Source organism: Streptomyces sp. NPDC049954, assembly GCF_040656295.1.
In the GTDB taxonomy this organism is placed as follows: Bacteria; Actinomycetota; Actinomycetes; order Streptomycetales; family Streptomycetaceae; genus Streptomyces.
On record NZ_JBFALS010000008.1, the window covers coordinates 76051 to 92104 of the forward strand.

Sequence of the window (16054 nt, forward strand, 5' to 3'; positions counted from 1 at the left end):
CGGCGAAGGGCCCCGTCGTGATGCGCGGCGGGGCCGGGGTCGGCAGGGGGCACACGGGAAGGGGACGGCCGCCGTCCCGGGCGGGCCCGTCCCGTCGTTCATCATGACCCGGCCGGGCGGGATGCGCGCGTCGGGCGAGGGCGGCGCGGCCCGCCGCACGCGAAGGGCCGCGCCCCGCCCGGAGGCGGGACACGGCCCCGTGCGACCGCGCGGAGTCAGGTGCCGTGCGGAGCCTGGGCGTACCGGTTCAGGAGCCGTAGGCCTCCAGTTCGGAGAGCTGTCCCGCGGGCCAGCCGGTGTTCCCGGTGACGGTGATCCGCAGGTGGCGCAGGCTGGTGGTGGTCGGGAGGTCGACGGTCACCTTGTTGCCGCTCGCCGGGTCGAAGCGGTAGCCCTTGGCGGCGGCCACCGTGGTCCAGGAGCTGCCGTTGGCGGAACCGAGCACCGACAGGGTCTGGGTGCGCGCCCCCCAGTCGGTGGCCGGGGGAAGTTTCAGGACCAGCCGCTTGACGGCCTTGGTGGCGCCGAGGTCGACGGTGAGCGACTGCGGGAAGGCGTTGTTCTGACTCTCCCAGTACGTGCTCGCGTTGCCGTCCACGGCCTTGCCCGCGTCGTAGACCTGGGTCGAGGAGGTCGCGGTGGCCTGCTTGCCCTGGGCGAGGTTGGTGGTGGGGTCGGTCGGGGGTTCGGTGGTCGGGTCGGTCGGGTCGGTCGGCGGGTCGGTCGGGTCCGTCGGGCCGCTGCCGCCGCCGTACACGGGGGCGGGCCACTCGCCGCAGTAGGTGGCGGGCAGCTTCTCGTTCCAGCCGGAGTTGCCGGCGCCCTGCGTGATGTTCAGGGAGCTGCCGAGGCAGCTGTAGACGGGCTCGCGGAAGCCGATGTTCTTGGCCTTGACGCCGGTGAAGCTCGACTGCCCGGGGTCGTTGAACTGGAGGGCGAAGGTCCCGGTGCCGTCGATGTTGACGTCCTTGAAGTTGACGCCCTTGGTGGTGCCCGAGACGAACTGGATCGCCGCGTACGAGCTGTCCAGGATGTCGGTGTCGGTGACGTTGATGGTCGCCTTGTCGATCGAGCTGTCGCGCGAGTCGAACCACACGGCACCGATCGGGAAGGGCCAGCCGTAGTCGGTGTTGCCGGCCCGGATGGTGGTGTTGCGGGCGAGGGTGAAGGTGCCCGAGACGTCGGTGCCGTTGCCGGGGCTGACGCCCGGGTAACGGTTGCCGACGTGCAGTCCGCCGCCGTTGGTGAGCGACTCGGAGACGACGTTGTCGGTGACCGAGATGTCCTTGCCGCCGTAGATCGCGATGTTGTTGGCGAGGATCGGTGCGACGACCGTGTTCTTGGTGAAGGAGTTCTTCACATTGTTCCTGGTGTCGGCCCACATGGCGAGACCGTCGTCGCCCGTGTTGCGCAGGAAGGTGTTCTCCACCGAGGAGTTGGTGACGCCGCCGTGGAAGTTCACCCCGTCCGCGCTCTGGTCGAGGATGCGGCTGTTCTTGAGGTGGAAGTTGTCCATGGGGCCGTCCATCCAGGCCCCGACCTTCGTGTGCTGGAGCCACACGTTGTCGACGGTGGAGTCGCTCATGGCGCCGCCGAGCGCGTTGACCTGGTCCTCGTCGATCCGCTCACGGATGTCCCCGATGAGCGCGAAGTCCCTGAGGGTGACGTTCTTGCTGGGACCGCCGGCCTCGTAGGGCCGGATCTGGCCGGTGTAGGCCCCGCCCTGGACGTACTTGCCGTAGATGCCGGCCGCCCGCGTGCGGTCGGTGGAGCTGCGGCCGGTGAGGACGGAGTACCAGGGGCCCGCCCCGCGCAGGGTCACCTTGTCGACGACCACGTGGTCGGTGAGCTTGAAGGTCCCGGAGGGTATCCAGACCTCCTTGTTCTGCGCGGCGCCCGCGTCCACGGCCTTCTGGAAGGCGCTCGTGGAGTCCCCGGCGCCGCTCGCGTCGGCGCCGTAGTCGACGACGGACAGCGAACCGGCCGGGCGCGCGAGCGGATCGGCGACCTGCTCGAAGTCGGCGAGGTCGACGACGGCCCAGGGGGTCGCGTTGGTCGACGGCAGCGTGACCCGTACCTTGGCCCCGGCCGGCAGCGTCCTGCCGAACAGCGCGCGGGTCTCGTCGTAGAAGTGGTGCGGCTTGTCGCCCGGGGTGTTGGTGAACGGGTAGCTGCCGTAGAACCAGCCGTACTTCGAGGTGAGGTCGAGGTCCTTCAGCTTGCTGCCGCCCGAACTCAGCTCGACGGGCGCGGTGATGCCGGTGCCGGCCGTGTTGTCCGGGACGCTGTAGCGCAGGGTCACCGCGTTGGCGGGCTTGGTGAGGGTGAACTCGACGTACTCCCCCGCCGCGTCCAGCCGCACCGCGCTGCGCCCCGAGGCCTCGGAGGGGAGCGTCGTGTAGGTGCGGTCGGGGCCGATGACCTGGCCGTTGGTGGTCGCGGCCTCGGCCTCCAGCTCCGTGAAGGGGACGCTCGCGCCTCGCCCCTCGACGGCGAGCGGGGAGAGCGGGGCCCGCTGGGCCGCCGCGGCGGGGCCGGTGACGGCGAGGGCACCGAGGCCGGCGGTGCAGGCGAGCGCCGTGAGGGCGGCGAGCGCGCGCACGCGCAGGACACGGGATCTCGGGGGCGGGGTGGAGGGCGATCTCGGATGCGAAGGAGCGACTGTTGCCATGTACATGACATTCCTTCTGTGCGGATGGGTGGGGGTGGAACGGCGACCCGGCACGGGGCGGTGGGGCGGTGCGCGATGGGTCCGCGCACCGCCCCGGAGGTCACTGCCTGAGCCAGACCGCCGTGTCCTGCGGGAGCCCGCCGCTCTCGTCGAGAGAACCGCTGGCCAGCAGGACGGCTGAGTGCGCGGGGAGCTGTGCGGGCTGTCGCGCGAAGTTGACGGCGCAGACGAGGCCGTCGGGCCGGGCGAAGGCGAGGACGCCGGGGGCGGCGGGCAGCCACTCCATGGGTCCGTCGCCGAAGCCGGGCTCACTCGCGCGCAGCCGCAGGGCCGCGCGGTAGAGGGTGAGCATGGAGGAGGGGTCGGCGGCCTGGATGTCGGCGGCGTACGCCGACCAGCCCTCGGGCTGCGGCAGCCAGGGCTCCTCCCTCGAACCGAAACCGCTGTACGGGGCGTCGGCGACCCAGGGCAGCGGCACCCGGCAGCCGTCCCGGCCCGGGTCGACGCCCTGGGAGCGGAAGTACATCGGGTCCTGGATCTTCTCGCGCGGGACGTCCGCCTCGGGAAGGCCGAGCTCCTCTCCCTGGTAGAGGTAGACGGAGCCGGGCAGGGCGAGCGAGAGCAGCGCGGCGGCGCGGGCCCTGCGGGTGCCCCGCTCCAGGTCGGTGGGGACGCCGAAGCGTTTGCGATCGAAGGCGAAGCCGGTGTCCTCGGCACGGCCGTACCGGGTGACGGTGCGGGTCACGTCGTGGTTGCACAGCACCCAGGTGGCGGGCGCCCCGACGGGGGCGTGCTCGGCGAGGGTGCCGTCGATCGCGGCGCGCAGCCGGTCCCGGTCCCAGGGGCAGGTCATGAAGTTGAAGTTGAAGGCCGTGTGCAGTTCGCCGGGGCGCAGGTAGCGGGCGAAGCGTTCGGCGTCGGGCATCCACACCTCGCCGACGAAGACGGCTCCGTACTCGTCGGCGACCCGGCGCCAGGAGCGGTAGACCTCGTGCAGTTCGTCGCGGTCGATGTAGGGGTGCGGGCCCTCGCCCTCGACGAAGTCGGGCAGCTCGGGGTCCTTGGCGACCAGGGCGGCGGAGTCGATGCGGACGCCGGAGACGCCGCGCTCGAACCAGAAGCGCAGGACGTCCTCGTGTTCCTGGCGCACCTCGGGGTGGTCCCAGTTGAGGTCGGGCTGTTGCGGGGTGAACAGGTGGAGATACCACTCGCCGTCCTCGACCCGGGTCCAGGTCTCACCGGAGAACTCGGAGGGCCAGTCGTTGGGCGGCAGTTCACCGTTCTCGCCGCGGCCGGGGCGGAAGTGGAAGCGCTCCCGCTCCGGGCTTCCGGGGCCCGCCGCGAGGGCGGCGCGGAACCAGGCGTGCTGGTCGGAGACGTGGTTGGGCACGATGTCGACGATGGTGCGGATGCCGAGCTCGCGGGCCTCGGCGATCAGCTTCTCGGCCTCTGCGAGGGTGCCGAAGGCGGGGTCGATGGTGCGGTAGTCCGCGACGTCGTAGCCGCCGTCGGCGAGCGGCGAGAGGTACCAGGGGGTGAACCAGAGGGCGTCGACCCCCAGTTCGGCGAGGTACGGCAGCTTGGCGCGGACGCCCGCCAGGTCGCCGGTGCCGTCTCCGTCGCCGTCCGCGAAGCTGCGCGGATAGACCTGGTAGATGACGGCCGAGCGCCACCAGTTCGAGCCGGCGGACTCCCGAGAGCTGCCTTCCATGCGATGTGTTTCCTTTCGGGCGTGAGAGCGGGCCCCGGGGCCGGTGTCGTCCCGGCGGGGCTTAGTCGGTTCGGGGCTGCGCACCGCCGTCCCCACAGCGGGGAACGGGAGCGGACGGCGGTGCGCAGGATCGGTCCGGCGGCGCCGGTGGGCGCGGGCCGGCTCAGCCCTTCGTGGAACCGGCGGAGATACCGGCGATGATGTGTCGCTGGAAGACGAGGAAGACCAGCACCATCGGGATGCTCGCGATGACCATGGCACCGATCTGGGTGCTCTGCGAGATGTTCTGCGAGAGCTGCACCAGGGCCACGCTGATGGGCTGTTTGTCGGTGTCGGAGAACACCATGAGCGGCCACAGGAAGTCCTGCCAGACGGCGACCAGGCCGAGGATGGAGACGACGGCGAGCACCGGCCGGGACATGGGCAGCAGGATCGACCAGAGCTGCCGGAGTTTCCCGGCCCCGTCGATCTCCGCCGCCTCCAGGACGTCCTTGGGTATCTGGTCGAAGAAGTTCTTCAGCAGGTACAGGTTGAAGGCGTTGGCGACGGCCGGCAGCCAGATCCCCAGCGGGTCGTTGAGCAGGCTGGTGTGGATGAGCGGCAGGTCGGCGACGGTCAGGTACTTGGGCACCAGCATGGCCTGGGCGGGCACCATGAGCGTGGCCAGGATGCCGCCGAGGATCACCTTGCCGAAGGCGGGGCGCAGTTTGGACAGGGAGTAGGCGGCGGCCGTGCAGAACACGATCTGCAGGGCCCAGGCGCCGGCCGCCTGCACGACGGTGTTCCACAGGTGCCGGGGCAGGTCCATCTGGTCCCAGGCGTCCGTGTAGCCGGAGAAGTTCCACTGCTCGGGGAACAGGGTGGGCGGGGTGCGGGTGAGTTCGTCGGCCGGTTTCGCCGCCCCGGTGATCATCCAGTACACCGGGAAGAGGAACGCGAGGGCGAAGGCGATCACCACGACGGTGAAGATCACCCAGTAGATGACCCGCCCTCTGGTGCTGGCCAGGGCCAGCGGCGAGACGAGTCCCCGGATGCCCGGGGTGGTGGCCCGTCCCTTCTTGCGGGGGGCGGTCTTCTGCAGCGGTTCGGTGGGCGGAAGCACGGTGGTCATGACGCTGTTCTCCTCTCTGGACCTCGGTGTCTCAGTCCTTGGTGCGGGTGAGCCACAGGTAGCAGGCGGAGAACAGGCTCAGCAGAACCAGCAGCATGGCGCTCAGGGCGCAGGCCCCGCCGAAATTCTGATAACTGAAGGCGTACTTGTAGATCAGGTACAGCACGGTGGTGGTGGAGCTCTCCGGTCCGCCGCCGGTGATGACGAAGGGCTCGGTGAACACCTGCATCGTGGCGATGATCTGGAGCAGCATCAGCATCAGCATGATGAACCGGGTCTGCGGGATGGTGACGTGCCGCACCCGCTGCCAGATGTTCGCCCCGTCGAGTTCCGCGGCCTCGTACAGCTCGCCGGGGATGCCCTGGAGGGCGGCGAGGTAGATGAGGACGGTGCCGCCCATGTTGGCCCATGTGGAGACGAGGACCAGGGAGACGAGCGCGGTGTCGGAGCTGAAGATCCAGTCCGAGGTGGGCAGATGGAGGAAGCGCAGGACCTCGTTGATCAGGCCCGCGCCCGGATCGAAGAACCACTTCCACAGCAGGGCGCTGACCACCGGCGGGATCATCACCGGGAGGTAGACCACGACGCGGAAGAACCCCTTGGCGTGGCGCAGTTCGTTGAGGACGAGCGCCATGACGAACGGGACGGCGAAGCCGATCACGAGGGCGAACACCGTGAACATCGCGGTGTTCTTCCAGGCGGTGGCGAACTCCGGGTCGTGGAAGACGGCCGTGAAGTTGTCGAAGCCCACCCACTCCGGGTCGGAGCCCGGGACGTACTTCTGGAAGGCGATGATGATCGCCCGGATCGCGGGATACCAGGAGAACAGGGCGAAGCAGACGACGCCGCCGATCAGGAAGGCGTAGGCGCGGAGATTGTGTACGAGGACGCGGCGCCGGCGGGCCGCGCGCTCGTGGCCCGCCGGGCGGGCCGCCCCCCGCTGTGCGGGAGGCGGCGCCGCGGCGGACCGCTGAGGTGCCTGAGCAGTCTTCATGGGATGGTCAGCCTCGGGCGAGAATGCCGTTGATCTTGGTGTCGGCGTCCTTGAGGAGGCCGTCGATGTCCGCGTCCTTCTTGGTCAGGACGGCGGAGACCGCGGCGTCGAGGACCGAGTAGATCTGCTGCGCCTTGGCCGGCTCCAGCTTCGGCTTGACGGAGTCGGCGCCGTCGAGGAACGCCTGGTAGTTCTCGACGGGGACGTTCGCGTACTTCTTCTTGAGCGCGAGGTCCTTCTCGTCGGTGGCACCGCTCCACAGGCGCGGCTCGGGCATTCCGACCGGGGCCTTGTTCTGGGAGGCGCGCTGCCAGTCGTTGAGGCCCTTGCCCGGGGTGTTGGTCTGGAACTCCAGCCACTTCAGGCCGGCCTTGATCTGCGCCGGGGTGTCCTTCTTGTTGAACATGTAGCCGTCGCCGCCGGCCAGGGTGCCCTTGCCGCCGGGCATCGGGGCGAGGCCGAGGTCCTCGTAGTTCCCACCCTTCTCCTTGACCAGGATCGGGATGTTGTCCGGGGCGGAGACGTACATGCCGAGCTTGCCGGAGCCCATCATCTGCTGGACGTCGTTGAGGATCAGCAGCTGCTTGGAGCCCATCGAGTTGTCCCGGAACCGCATGTCCTTGAGGTTCTGCAGGACGGCCTTGCCCTCGGGGGTGTTGACGGCCGACTTCTTGCCGTCGGCGCTGACCACGTCGCCGCCCTGCGAGTACATCTCGGCGGTGAAGTGCCAGCCGCCCTGGTTCTGGGCGCTGTAGTCGGCGTAGCCGACGATGCCCTTGCCCAGGCCCGCTATCTTCTTCGCGGCGGCCTGGACCTCTTCCCAGGTGGCCGGCGGCTTCTCGGGGTCGAGGCCGGCCTCCTTGAAGAGCTTCTTGTTGTACAGGAGGCCCATCGAGTAGTTGGTGCGCGGCACGCCGTACACCTTGCCGTCCACCGTGTAGACGTCCCGGAGGTCCTGCCGGATGTCCGCGTAGCCCTTCATGTCCTTGACGTACTGCGTGATGTCCGCGGCCTGGTTGATGTCGACCACGTGCGAGGCGTCGGTGAAGTACGTGTAGAAGACGTTCTCCATCTGGCCGCCGGCGAGCTTCGCGTCGAAGGTCTTGGGGTCCTGGCAGGGGAACGCGTCCTGCCCGACGATGTCGATGTCGGGGTTGGCCTTCTCGAACGTCGCGATGTCGTCCTCGAAGCTCTTCCGGTCGATCTTGGCGCTCTTGGGCGGCATGCAGTTGACGGTGATCTTCGTCTTGCCGCCCTTCGCGGAGTCGTTACCGTCGTCGTCCGAGCCGCAGGCGGCCAGGCTGGTCAAGGCCAACGCGGACACTACGGCGGCGGTACAGGTACGGCGGAACCCGGAGCTTCTCATCGGTGGACCCCTCTAGGGATGGGAAACCCACAGCTACTTCGCTGTGTGGCGGCGCTCACTCAACCACCAACTACGAATGTCCGCAAGATGTCGCTCCGATTTCGCAATTCTTTGACAGAGCGGTGGATGCGGTGGCCTCAGGGGGAGTTGGCGCACCGACTTCGCAAGCCGGAGCGAAGCACACCGGTTCAGGCAGCCGGGTGGCCGGCCAACTCCGTTGCGACCTGCGGCGCTTCGGCCGTGATCCGGCGGCCACCAGCGCTGCGCCCACACCCTGACGGCGGTACGCCCGGGCCGGGCGGCCCCGCGCGCCGCGCTCGCCCGCGACGGACTGCGGAGCGACGACGGGCTGCCCGGAACGGAACTGGGACCGGTCGGAGACGCAACGGTGTTCTGAAAGTTATGGACTTCCCCGGCTCCGGCTCTTGACGGGGTGCCGCAGGCCGGGCCCGTGGCTCGCGCCGGGCGAGGGCTGCCCGCCCGGCCGGGACCGCACCCTAACGCCGGGAGGTCCACGAGGACCCGGGAACGCGAAAAGCCCGTCCCGCGCCATGAGGAAGCCCCCGCAGGCGGACCTGTGGGGGCGGGAGGGGCGGACCGGCTTCGTGCGTGCCGGCCCCGGCGCTTCCAGAACGCTCAGAGGCCGCGCGGAGCCTGGGCGGTGGAGCCGCGAACGACCAGCTCGGGTTCGAACAGCAGCTCCCCCGGCGGTACGGTGCGACCGCCGATCTGCAGGGTGAGGAGCTCCACGGCCGCGCGCCCCATCGCCTCGATCGGCTGGCGCACCGTGGTGAGCGGGGGTTCCGCGCAGTTCATGAAGGCCGAGTCGTCGTACCCCACGACCGATATCCGCCCCGGCACGTCGAGGCCCCTGCGGCGCGCGGCGCGCACCGCCCCGAGAGCGAGCGGGTCGCTCGCGCAGATGATGCCGGTGACCCCGTTGTCGAGCAGCCGGGAGGCCGCCGCCTGCCCGCCCTCCAGGGAGAACATCCCGCGCACGACGCGCTCCTCGGGCAGTTCGCCCCCGGCCGCGGCCGCGACCGCGCGGGCCATCGCGAGTTTGCGCCGCGAGGGCATGTGCCCCTCGGGCCCCAGGATCAGGCCGATGCGCTCGTGACCGAGCGAGGCGAGGTGGCGCCACGCCTGTTCCAGCGCCACGCCGTCGTCGCAGGAGACCCCGTTGAAGCCGAGGGTCTCGATGGCCGCGTTGATGAGCACCACCGGGATCTGCCGCTCGGCGAGCACCTTGTAGTGGTCGTGCGAGGCGTCGGCCTGCGCGTACAGACCACCGGCGAACACCACTCCGGACACCTGCTGCTGGAGCAGCAGCTCGATGTAGTCCGCCTCCGAGACGCCGCCCTTGGTCTGGGTGCACAGCACCGGGGTCAGCCCCTGCTGGGCGAGCGTCCCCCCGATCACCTCCGCGAACGCGGGGAAGATGGGGTTCTGGAGTTCGGGCAGGACCAGACCGACGAGCCGGGCGCGCTCCCCCCGCAGTTGAGTGGGACGCTCGTAGCCGAGGACGTCGAGTGCGGTCAGCACCGACTGCCGCGTGGCCGCGGCCACCCCCGGCCGCCCGTTCAGCACCCGGCTGACCGTGGCCTCGCTGACCCCGACCTTCTTGGCCACCTGAGCAATTCGTCGCGTCATGAGCGCAAGATTAACGCAGCAGTTGCAAACCGCATGACGTCGAAGGTCGGACATCTTCAGTGGCTGACCGAAACCAGGACAAGTGTCGGCCGGTCCCCCGAGCGGCACACCGGGCCCTGCCGTCGATGTCCGACGTCAACACGCTCCCGTTTCCGCTGGGTTGTGCTCACGGTCGACCGTACGCACCCGCTCAGGCGGATCCCCGGAGCGGGAGTCAGGAATTCACGAAATATTGTCGAAGTCTTGCTGACTCCTGTGGGACACATCTAGGGTGAGCGCCACGTTCCACTCGCGTGAGACCACCGGTCGCACGACGGGAGCCGCGACCCCCACCGTCGCCTCCCTCGTGGCGTCGGGGCCCCGTGCCCCCGGGCACCTTCACCGGCCCCGACGGCCGCTCTTTCCACCCCACAGGAAGGCGCAGCTCACTCCATGTCCAGCAATGACAAGAACATGACAGCCACTCGGCTCCCGGTCCGTCGACGCAGGTTCCTCCCGCTCGCGGTGGCCGTGGCCGCCGGGACGACGGCGGCCCTCCTGGCCCCCGTGTCCTTTGCGGCCCCGCTCCCGACGGGTGCCTCGGGGCGCGCCGCGGCCGCCGCGGGGGCCGATCTGCCGTTCACCTCGGTGGAGGCGGAGGACGCCCGCAGCGAGGGGGGCGCGGTCGGTCCCGACCTGACCCAGGGGACCGTCGCCTCGGAGTCCTCCGGGCGCCGCGCGGTGAGACTCGCGGCAGGTCAGAGCATCACCTTCACCGCGCCGGTCGCGGCGAACGCGCTGACCGTCGCCTACAGCGTCGCGGACGGGACCTCGGGCAGCCTCGACGTCGCCGTGTCGGGCGAGTCCACCGGCGCCTCGCTCGCCCTGACCTCGAAGTACTCCTACGTCGACACGCCCTGGATCGTCGGCTCGAAGACGCACCACCTGCTGGACAACGCACGGGTGCTGCTCGGCCGGGACGTCGCCGCCGGGGACGAGGTGACGCTCACCGCCTCGACCAAAGTGACCGTGGACGTGGCGGACTTCGAGAAGGTCGCGCCGCCCGCCACGCAGCCGGCCGGATCCGTCTCGGTCGTGGACAAGGGGGCCGATCCCTCGGGCGAGGCCGACTCCACCCAGGCGTTCCGTGAGGCGATCGCCGCCGCGAAGGGCCAAGTGGTGTGGATCCCGGAGGGCGACTTCAAGGTGGGTTCCGCGCTCAGTGGGGTCGAGAACGTCACGCTGCGGGGCGCGGGCGGCTGGTACTCGGTCGTGCACTCCTCCAGCTTCGTCAACCAGTCCTCGGCCGCCGGTGACGCGCACCTGGCGGACTTCGCGGTCATCGGAGAGGTGACCGAGCGCAACGACTCCAGCCCCGACAACTTCGTCAACGGCTCGCTCGGTCCGGGCTCCTCCGTCTCGGGCATGTGGATCCAGCACCTCAAGGTGGGGTTGTGGCTGACCGGGAACAACGACGACCTCGTGGTGGAGAACAACCGGATCCTCGACACGACGGCCGACGGGCTCAACCTCAACGGCAACGCCAGGGGCGTGCGGGTGCGCGACAACTTCCTGCGCAACAACGGTGACGACGCGCTCGCCATGTGGTCGCTCAACGCGACGAACTCCGACTCCGTCTTCGCGTCGAACACGATCTCGCAGCCCAACCTCGCCAACGGCATCGCGATCTACGGCGGCAAGGACATCACCGTCAAGGACAACCTGGTCTCCGACACCAACGCGCTGGGCAGTGGGATCGCGATCTCCAACCAGAAGTTCGCGGACCCCTTCTTCCCGCTGGCCGGCACCATCACCGTGTCCGGCAACACGCTGGTGCGCACCGGGGCGCTCAACCCCAACTGGGGCCACGCGATGGGGGCTGTGCGGGTCGACGCCTACGACAGCGACATCGAGGCGGCGGTGGACATCACCGACACCACGGCGACCGACAGCCCGTACGGCGTCTTCGAGTTCGTCTCGGGCGGCGGCACCGGGAAGGCGGTGCGGAACGTGACCGTGGACGGGGCGCGGGTCGACGGGGCCGGCACGGTCGTGGTCCAGGCCGAGACGCAGGGCGAGGCGCGCGTCGGTGGCGTGACGGCCTCCGGGGTGGGCGCGGCCGGGGTCTTCAACTGCCCGTTCCCCACCGGCGCGGGCGCCTTCACGGTGACCGACACGGGCGGGAACTCGGGCTGGGACTCCACGTGGGCCGACTGCGGGACGTGGCCGGAACCGAAGTGAGGTCCGGCCGCCGGTAGTTCACTTCCCGGGCAGGGCGCGGGTGCACGCGCCCTGCCCGGGGTGGCGGCGAGGGCCCGCGGTGCGGTTCAGTCGTACAGAGCGGGTTGGGGCGCGGTTCAGCCGTACAGCGCGGGCCGCGGCGCGAGGCTCACGGCGACCCGCTCCCCCGTCTCCAGCGCGTGTACCCCGGCCTCGGCCACGACGGAGGAGGCGTACCCGTCCCAGGCGCTGGGTCCGGCGACGCGCCCCTGACGGGCGGCGTCGACCCAGTCCTGGAGTTCACGGTCGTATGCCTCGGCGAAGCGCACCAGGTAGTCCTGGGCGACCTCCTCCCCCACTGTCCCCGGGGTCTGCACGACCATGGTGTGCTCCTCGCCGATGCGGGCGCTGCCGCCCTCGCACACGGCCTCGACGCGCACCTGGTAGGCGAAGCGGGAGTTGACGTAGATCTCCACGTCGACGAGGGCTCCGCCGGAGGTCTCGAACACGACGAACTGCGGGTCGCTCAGGCCGTCAGGCGCGTGGGTGGTGGAGCGGGGCCGCAGCACGGTGACGGCCGTGATCTCCTGGCCGAGCAGCCAGCGGGCCGCGTCGATCTCGTGCGAGACGGAGCTGTTGATGAGCATCGCGGAGGTGAAGCCGGGCGGCGAGGACACGTTGCGGTGCGTGCAGTGCAGCATGAGCGGCCGGCCCAGCCCTCCCGCGTCGAGCAGTGACTTCAGTTGCTGGTACTCGCGGTCGTAGCGGCGCATGAAGCCGATCTGCGCGAGCCGCCTGCCGGTCGTCGTCTCGGCCTCGACCAGCCGCAGCGCCCCGCGCGCGTCCGGCGCCATGGGCTTCTCGCACAGCACGGGCAGCCCGCGTTCGAAGCAGGCGAGCAGGGCGGCCTCGTGGGCCGGGGCCGGGGAGGCCACGAGCACGGCGTCGACCCCGGGGGTGTCGAGCGCGGCCGTCAGATCGGCGTGCACCGCGCAGTCCTCGATACCGCGTGCGGCCTCGGCGGCCCGCGCCGTGTCGGGATCGGCGACGGCGGCCACCCGCGCCCCGCTCACCACCCGGTCCAGCCGCCGCACATGGTCCGCTCCCATGTGCCCGGCCCCGAGCACCGCCACGCCCAGCAGTCCCATGCCGTACCTTCCTCGTCCTCGTCCTGACCGCGCCCGCCCACCCGGCCGGGACCACGGCACGCCCGACGGCCAGCGTAGATCACGAACGGGGCGGGTGCGGGGGGTCGGTTCTCCGTGAGAGGGCTGAAGACGCCGTACGGGGATGACGTGTGGTCCTGTGCCGCCCGCGGGGCCGCACCGCCGTCCACCCCGCGGAACGCTCTGGCGGTCCACCACCACGAGGAGGGAGACTCGCTGTCTGTCGACCAGGCCGACCCGTCACCCCCGAAGGGATGCCCGGCTCTTGAGGCAGAAACCTCTGACCAGGAAAACCCCGCACTCCGTCCCCCGCACCCCGCCCCTGGACCACCAGTACGCCGGCGAACACCCGTTGCGGACCCTCGGTTACCTGCTGCGCCCCGACCGGACCAGACTCTGGGGCGCGGTGCTCGTGTTCGCCGTGAAGCACATACCGGTGTGGCTGCTGCCCCTGGTGACCGCCCACATCATTGACGTCGTGGTCGAGCACCGCCCGGTCGCGCAGTTGTGGTGGAACACGGGCGCCGTCCTGTTCGTCCTGCTGCTCAACTTCCCGCTCGCCCTGCTCTTCTCCCGCCTGCTGAGCACCTCGATCCGGCGGACCGGCACGGAGTTGCGCGGCGCGCTGTGCCGTCGCATGCAGCACCTGTCGATCGGCTACCACTCCCGGGTGAGTGCCGAGGTGCTGCACACCAAGGTCATCCGGGACGTGGAGGCGCTGGAGCAGATGCTCCAGCAGGTGGCCAACGGCGGTCTCGGCGCGCTGATGACCCTGCTGGGCGGTCTCGCCGTCATCGCCTTCCAGGCGCCCGTCGTCCTGCCGCTGTTCCTCGTCGTGGTGCCGCTGGCGGCGCTGCTGGTACGGCGGTTGCGCGGGCGGATCCGGGACGACAACGAGGCGTTCCGCATCGAGGTGGAGCGGCTGTCCACGCGCGTCGGCGAGATGACCACGCTCATCCCGATCACCCGGGCCCACGCGCTGGAGCGCACCGCGCTGCGCCGGGTGGACAGTTCGCTCCAGCGGGTGCTGACGGCCGGGTTCCGGCTCGACATGCTGGGCGGCCGGTTCGGCGCGCTGTCGTGGATTCTGCTCAACGTCATGGCGGTCGCCTTCCTCTCGGGTTCGGCGCTCGTCGCGTACTACGGCTGGTTCGGGATCTCCCCGGGTGACGTCGTGATGATCAGCACCTTCTTCACGGGGCTCACCGCCTCGGTCACGGGGCTGCTCAACCTGATGCCGATCGTGTCGCGGGGCCTGGAGTCGGTGCGTTCGGTCGGCGAGGTGCTTCAGGCACCCGACCTGGAGGTCAACGAGGGCAAGGCGCGGGCCGGGGCGGTGCGGGGCCGCTTCGAGTTCCAGCACGTGGGGCACCGCTACCCGGACGCGGCCGAGCACTCGGTCCGGGACTTCAGCCTCACCGTGCGCGAGGGCGAGACGGTGGCGCTGGTGGGCGGTTCGGGGGCCGGGAAGTCGACGGTGCTCAACCTCGTCATCGGCTTCCTGCGGCCCACCGAGGGCCGCGTCCTGCTCGACGGTCAGGACTTCTCGACGCTCGACCTGCGCACCTACCGGCGTTTCCTTTCGGTGGTGCCGCAGGAGTCGATCCTGTTCGAGGGCACCGTCCGCGAGAACGTGGCCTACGGACTGGGCGAGGAGGTCTCCGACGAGCAGGTGCGCTCGGCGCTCGCCGCGGCCAACGCGCTGGAGTTCGTGAACCGCCTGCCGCACGGCGTCGACACCGTGGTCGGCACCCGCGGCTCACGGCTCTCCGGCGGCCAGAAGCAGCGTCTGGCCATCGCGCGCGCCCTGATCCGTGATCCGCGGGTCCTGGTCCTCGACGAGGCGACCTCGGCGCTCGACAACCGTTCCGAGGCGCTCGTGCAGGAGGCGTTGTCCCGGCTGATGCGGGGGCGCACGGTGTTCGTCGTGGCGCACCGCCTGTCGACCGTCCAGGACGCCGACCGGATCGTGGTCCTGGACCACGGCCGGCTGGTGGAGAGCGGCACGCACGAGGAACTGCTGGGCGGCACCGGACCCTACGCGACGACGCTGCAACCCCGCGCGCACCGCTCCTGACCCCTGCCCGGACCGCACCGGGCCGCCCCGGGGGCGGGTGCGGTCCGGGCGGGTGGCGGCGAACAGGCCGGGCACACGAGCAGGGAGGACGTGGCACGGGAGCCCGGGACGACGTTCGGCACCGTGAAGGCGGACGTGCTGGAGCAGTTCGTCCCCGGCTTCCGGCGCGGCGACTTCGTCACCACGACGATCCAGGACTCGCCCTGGCCGGAGTGACCGGGCGGGGCGGACGCCTGCCCGGCGCTCTCCTCAGCGCGCCGGGCAGGCGTCCGTGACGCAGTCGCGCCGGCAGCCCTGGGCCTCGTAGCGTTCGCGCAGTACGGCGGCGGCGAGCGGGGGCGGTACGCAGGGCTGGCCGAACTGGGTGGCGGCGAGGTCGATCACCGCGGCGACCCGGACCACGGCGGGCTCCGCCCGCGTGGCGCGGCGGCGGGCCTGGGCTATCGCCATGTCGGCGGCGCGCCGCGCGTCCCGGGGGAAGCGGTCGACGCGGGTCCGTGCCTCCCGGCCGGGCAGGAGCGGGCGCACGGACCGCCCCCGCCGGCGGACCCCGAGCAGGACGCAGAGCAGCCCCGCCACCACGCACAGCGCACCTCCCATGGCGACGCCCCCCTCCCTGCGCGCGGCACCCGGCGACAACCCCTCTCACCGTACGGGCAGTTAGGTGGGTTCAGTGCTCTTCCGGGGCGTGCACGCCGCCCTGTCGGGCCCTTGGCCGCCCGCCACCGGGACCCTGCGGATATACGGCGTGGGCGGCAACGGCGGTGAGCGCGGTGCCTGCCGCGAGAACGAAGTTGCCGGCCTGCGCGATAACACGGGTGTTGCGGCTGACCTCGCACGGCGGGGCCTCGGCATGGCATCCGCACGTCGACAGCGACGACGAGGCGCCGTGGCCGGAGTGGTTCCTCGCCTCCTCCTCGCTGGCTCTGCTGGTCCTGCTGTGGGACCGGCAACGACCCCCGGGCGGGGTGTGCGCGGCGCCGGGCTGCTCGCGGGTGTTCCTCGCCCTCGGCAGCGGCCCCGCGCGCCGTTACTGTTCGCGCCGGTGCGCGACGCGCGAACGGGTCGCGGCCCACCGGCGCGCCCAACGGTCCTGACCGCCGCCCGCC

10 protein-coding genes and 2 pseudogenes are annotated in these 16054 nt (G+C 70.9%); 4 read left to right on the plus strand and 8 right to left on the minus strand.

Annotated elements, in window-relative coordinates:
- Window positions 1-247: 247 nt before the first annotated feature.
- The 6 genes from AB0J21_RS19790 to AB0J21_RS19815 all read right to left on the minus strand — a co-directional run bounded on the left by AB0J21_RS19790 (window position 248) and on the right by AB0J21_RS19815 (window position 9503).
- Complete coding sequence (locus tag AB0J21_RS19790) at window positions 248-2671, minus strand: discoidin domain-containing protein (RefSeq protein ID WP_363147315.1); 2424 nt, start codon at window positions 2669-2671, stop codon at window positions 248-250.
- A 100-nt stretch (window positions 2672-2771) separates the two neighbouring features.
- A complete protein-coding gene (locus AB0J21_RS19795) occupies window positions 2772-4382 on the minus strand; it encodes an alpha-amylase family glycosyl hydrolase (RefSeq protein ID WP_363147316.1) in 1611 nt (536 codons plus the stop codon).
- Window positions 4383-4545: 163 nt separating this feature from the next.
- The gene (locus AB0J21_RS19800; protein ID WP_363147317.1) at window positions 4546-5493 is read right to left on the minus strand and encodes a carbohydrate ABC transporter permease; all 948 of its coding nucleotides are present in this window, start codon (window positions 5491-5493) and stop codon (window positions 4546-4548) included.
- A 31-nt stretch (window positions 5494-5524) separates the two neighbouring features.
- Window positions 5525-6487: a sugar ABC transporter permease gene (locus tag AB0J21_RS19805; RefSeq protein WP_363147318.1), complete on the minus strand. Its 963-nt coding sequence runs from the start codon at window positions 6485-6487 to the stop codon at window positions 5525-5527.
- A gap of 7 nt (window positions 6488-6494) precedes the next feature.
- On the minus strand, window positions 6495-7853 hold the full coding sequence (locus AB0J21_RS19810) for a sugar ABC transporter substrate-binding protein (protein ID WP_363147319.1): 1359 nt from the start codon (window positions 7851-7853) through the stop codon (window positions 6495-6497).
- Between the two features lie 636 nt (window positions 7854-8489).
- Window positions 8490-9503, minus strand: coding sequence for a LacI family DNA-binding transcriptional regulator (locus tag AB0J21_RS19815; protein ID WP_363147320.1), 1014 nt, complete (start codon window positions 9501-9503; stop codon window positions 8490-8492).
- Between the two features lie 453 nt (window positions 9504-9956).
- Between AB0J21_RS19815 and AB0J21_RS19820 the strand changes: the two genes are divergently transcribed.
- A complete protein-coding gene (locus tag AB0J21_RS19820) occupies window positions 9957-11723 on the plus strand; it encodes a glycosyl hydrolase family 28-related protein (RefSeq protein ID WP_363147321.1) in 1767 nt (588 codons plus the stop codon).
- Window positions 11724-11839: 116 nt separating this feature from the next.
- Here AB0J21_RS19820 and AB0J21_RS19825 read toward each other — a convergent pair whose 3' ends face one another.
- On the minus strand, window positions 11840-12850 hold the full coding sequence (locus AB0J21_RS19825) for a Gfo/Idh/MocA family oxidoreductase (RefSeq protein ID WP_363147322.1): 1011 nt from the start codon (window positions 12848-12850) through the stop codon (window positions 11840-11842).
- Window positions 12851-13133: 283 nt separating this feature from the next.
- On the opposite strand from AB0J21_RS19825, the gene AB0J21_RS19830 reads away from it, so the two are divergent.
- Both AB0J21_RS19830 and AB0J21_RS19835 read left to right on the plus strand, forming a co-directional pair.
- Complete coding sequence (locus tag AB0J21_RS19830) at window positions 13134-14945, plus strand: ABC transporter ATP-binding protein (RefSeq protein WP_363147323.1); 1812 nt, start codon at window positions 13134-13136, stop codon at window positions 14943-14945.
- An 84-nt stretch (window positions 14946-15029) separates the two neighbouring features.
- Window positions 15030-15161 (plus strand): annotated as a pseudogene (locus AB0J21_RS19835) (diguanylate cyclase); the annotation flags it as partial.
- Between the two features lie 33 nt (window positions 15162-15194).
- Here the strand turns inward: AB0J21_RS19835 and AB0J21_RS19840 are convergent.
- Window positions 15195-15545: a hypothetical protein gene (locus AB0J21_RS19840; RefSeq protein ID WP_363147324.1), complete on the minus strand. Its 351-nt coding sequence runs from the start codon at window positions 15543-15545 to the stop codon at window positions 15195-15197.
- A gap of 221 nt (window positions 15546-15766) precedes the next feature.
- On the opposite strand from AB0J21_RS19840, the pseudogene AB0J21_RS19845 reads away from it, so the two are divergent.
- Window positions 15767-16042, plus strand: a pseudogene (locus AB0J21_RS19845) (CGNR zinc finger domain-containing protein); the annotation flags it as partial.
- Between the last annotated feature and the right edge of the window lie 12 nt (window positions 16043-16054).

What these genes read in the sequence shown, in the direction of transcription:
- AB0J21_RS19795 (WP_363147316.1), bottom strand. Translation starts at nt 4,382, where the DNA reads ATGGAAGGCAGCTCTCGGGAGTCCGCCGGCTCGAACTGGTGGCGCTCG.
- AB0J21_RS19825 (WP_363147322.1), bottom strand. Translation starts at nt 12,850, where the DNA reads ATGGGACTGCTGGGCGTGGCGGTGCTCGGGGCCGGGCACATGGGAGCG.
- AB0J21_RS19805 (WP_363147318.1), bottom strand. Translation starts at nt 6,487, where the DNA reads ATGAAGACTGCTCAGGCACCTCAGCGGTCCGCCGCGGCGCCGCCTCCC.
- AB0J21_RS19815 (WP_363147320.1), bottom strand. Translation starts at nt 9,503, where the DNA reads ATGACGCGACGAATTGCTCAGGTGGCCAAGAAGGTCGGGGTCAGCGAG.
- AB0J21_RS19810 (WP_363147319.1), bottom strand. Translation starts at nt 7,853, where the DNA reads ATGAGAAGCTCCGGGTTCCGCCGTACCTGTACCGCCGCCGTAGTGTCC.
- AB0J21_RS19800 (WP_363147317.1), bottom strand. Translation starts at nt 5,493, where the DNA reads ATGACCACCGTGCTTCCGCCCACCGAACCGCTGCAGAAGACCGCCCCC.
- AB0J21_RS19820 (WP_363147321.1), top strand. Translation starts at nt 9,957, where the DNA reads ATGACAGCCACTCGGCTCCCGGTCCGTCGACGCAGGTTCCTCCCGCTC.
- AB0J21_RS19790 (WP_363147315.1), bottom strand. Translation starts at nt 2,671, where the DNA reads ATGGCAACAGTCGCTCCTTCGCATCCGAGATCGCCCTCCACCCCGCCC.
- AB0J21_RS19840 (WP_363147324.1), bottom strand. Translation starts at nt 15,545, where the DNA reads ATGGGAGGTGCGCTGTGCGTGGTGGCGGGGCTGCTCTGCGTCCTGCTC.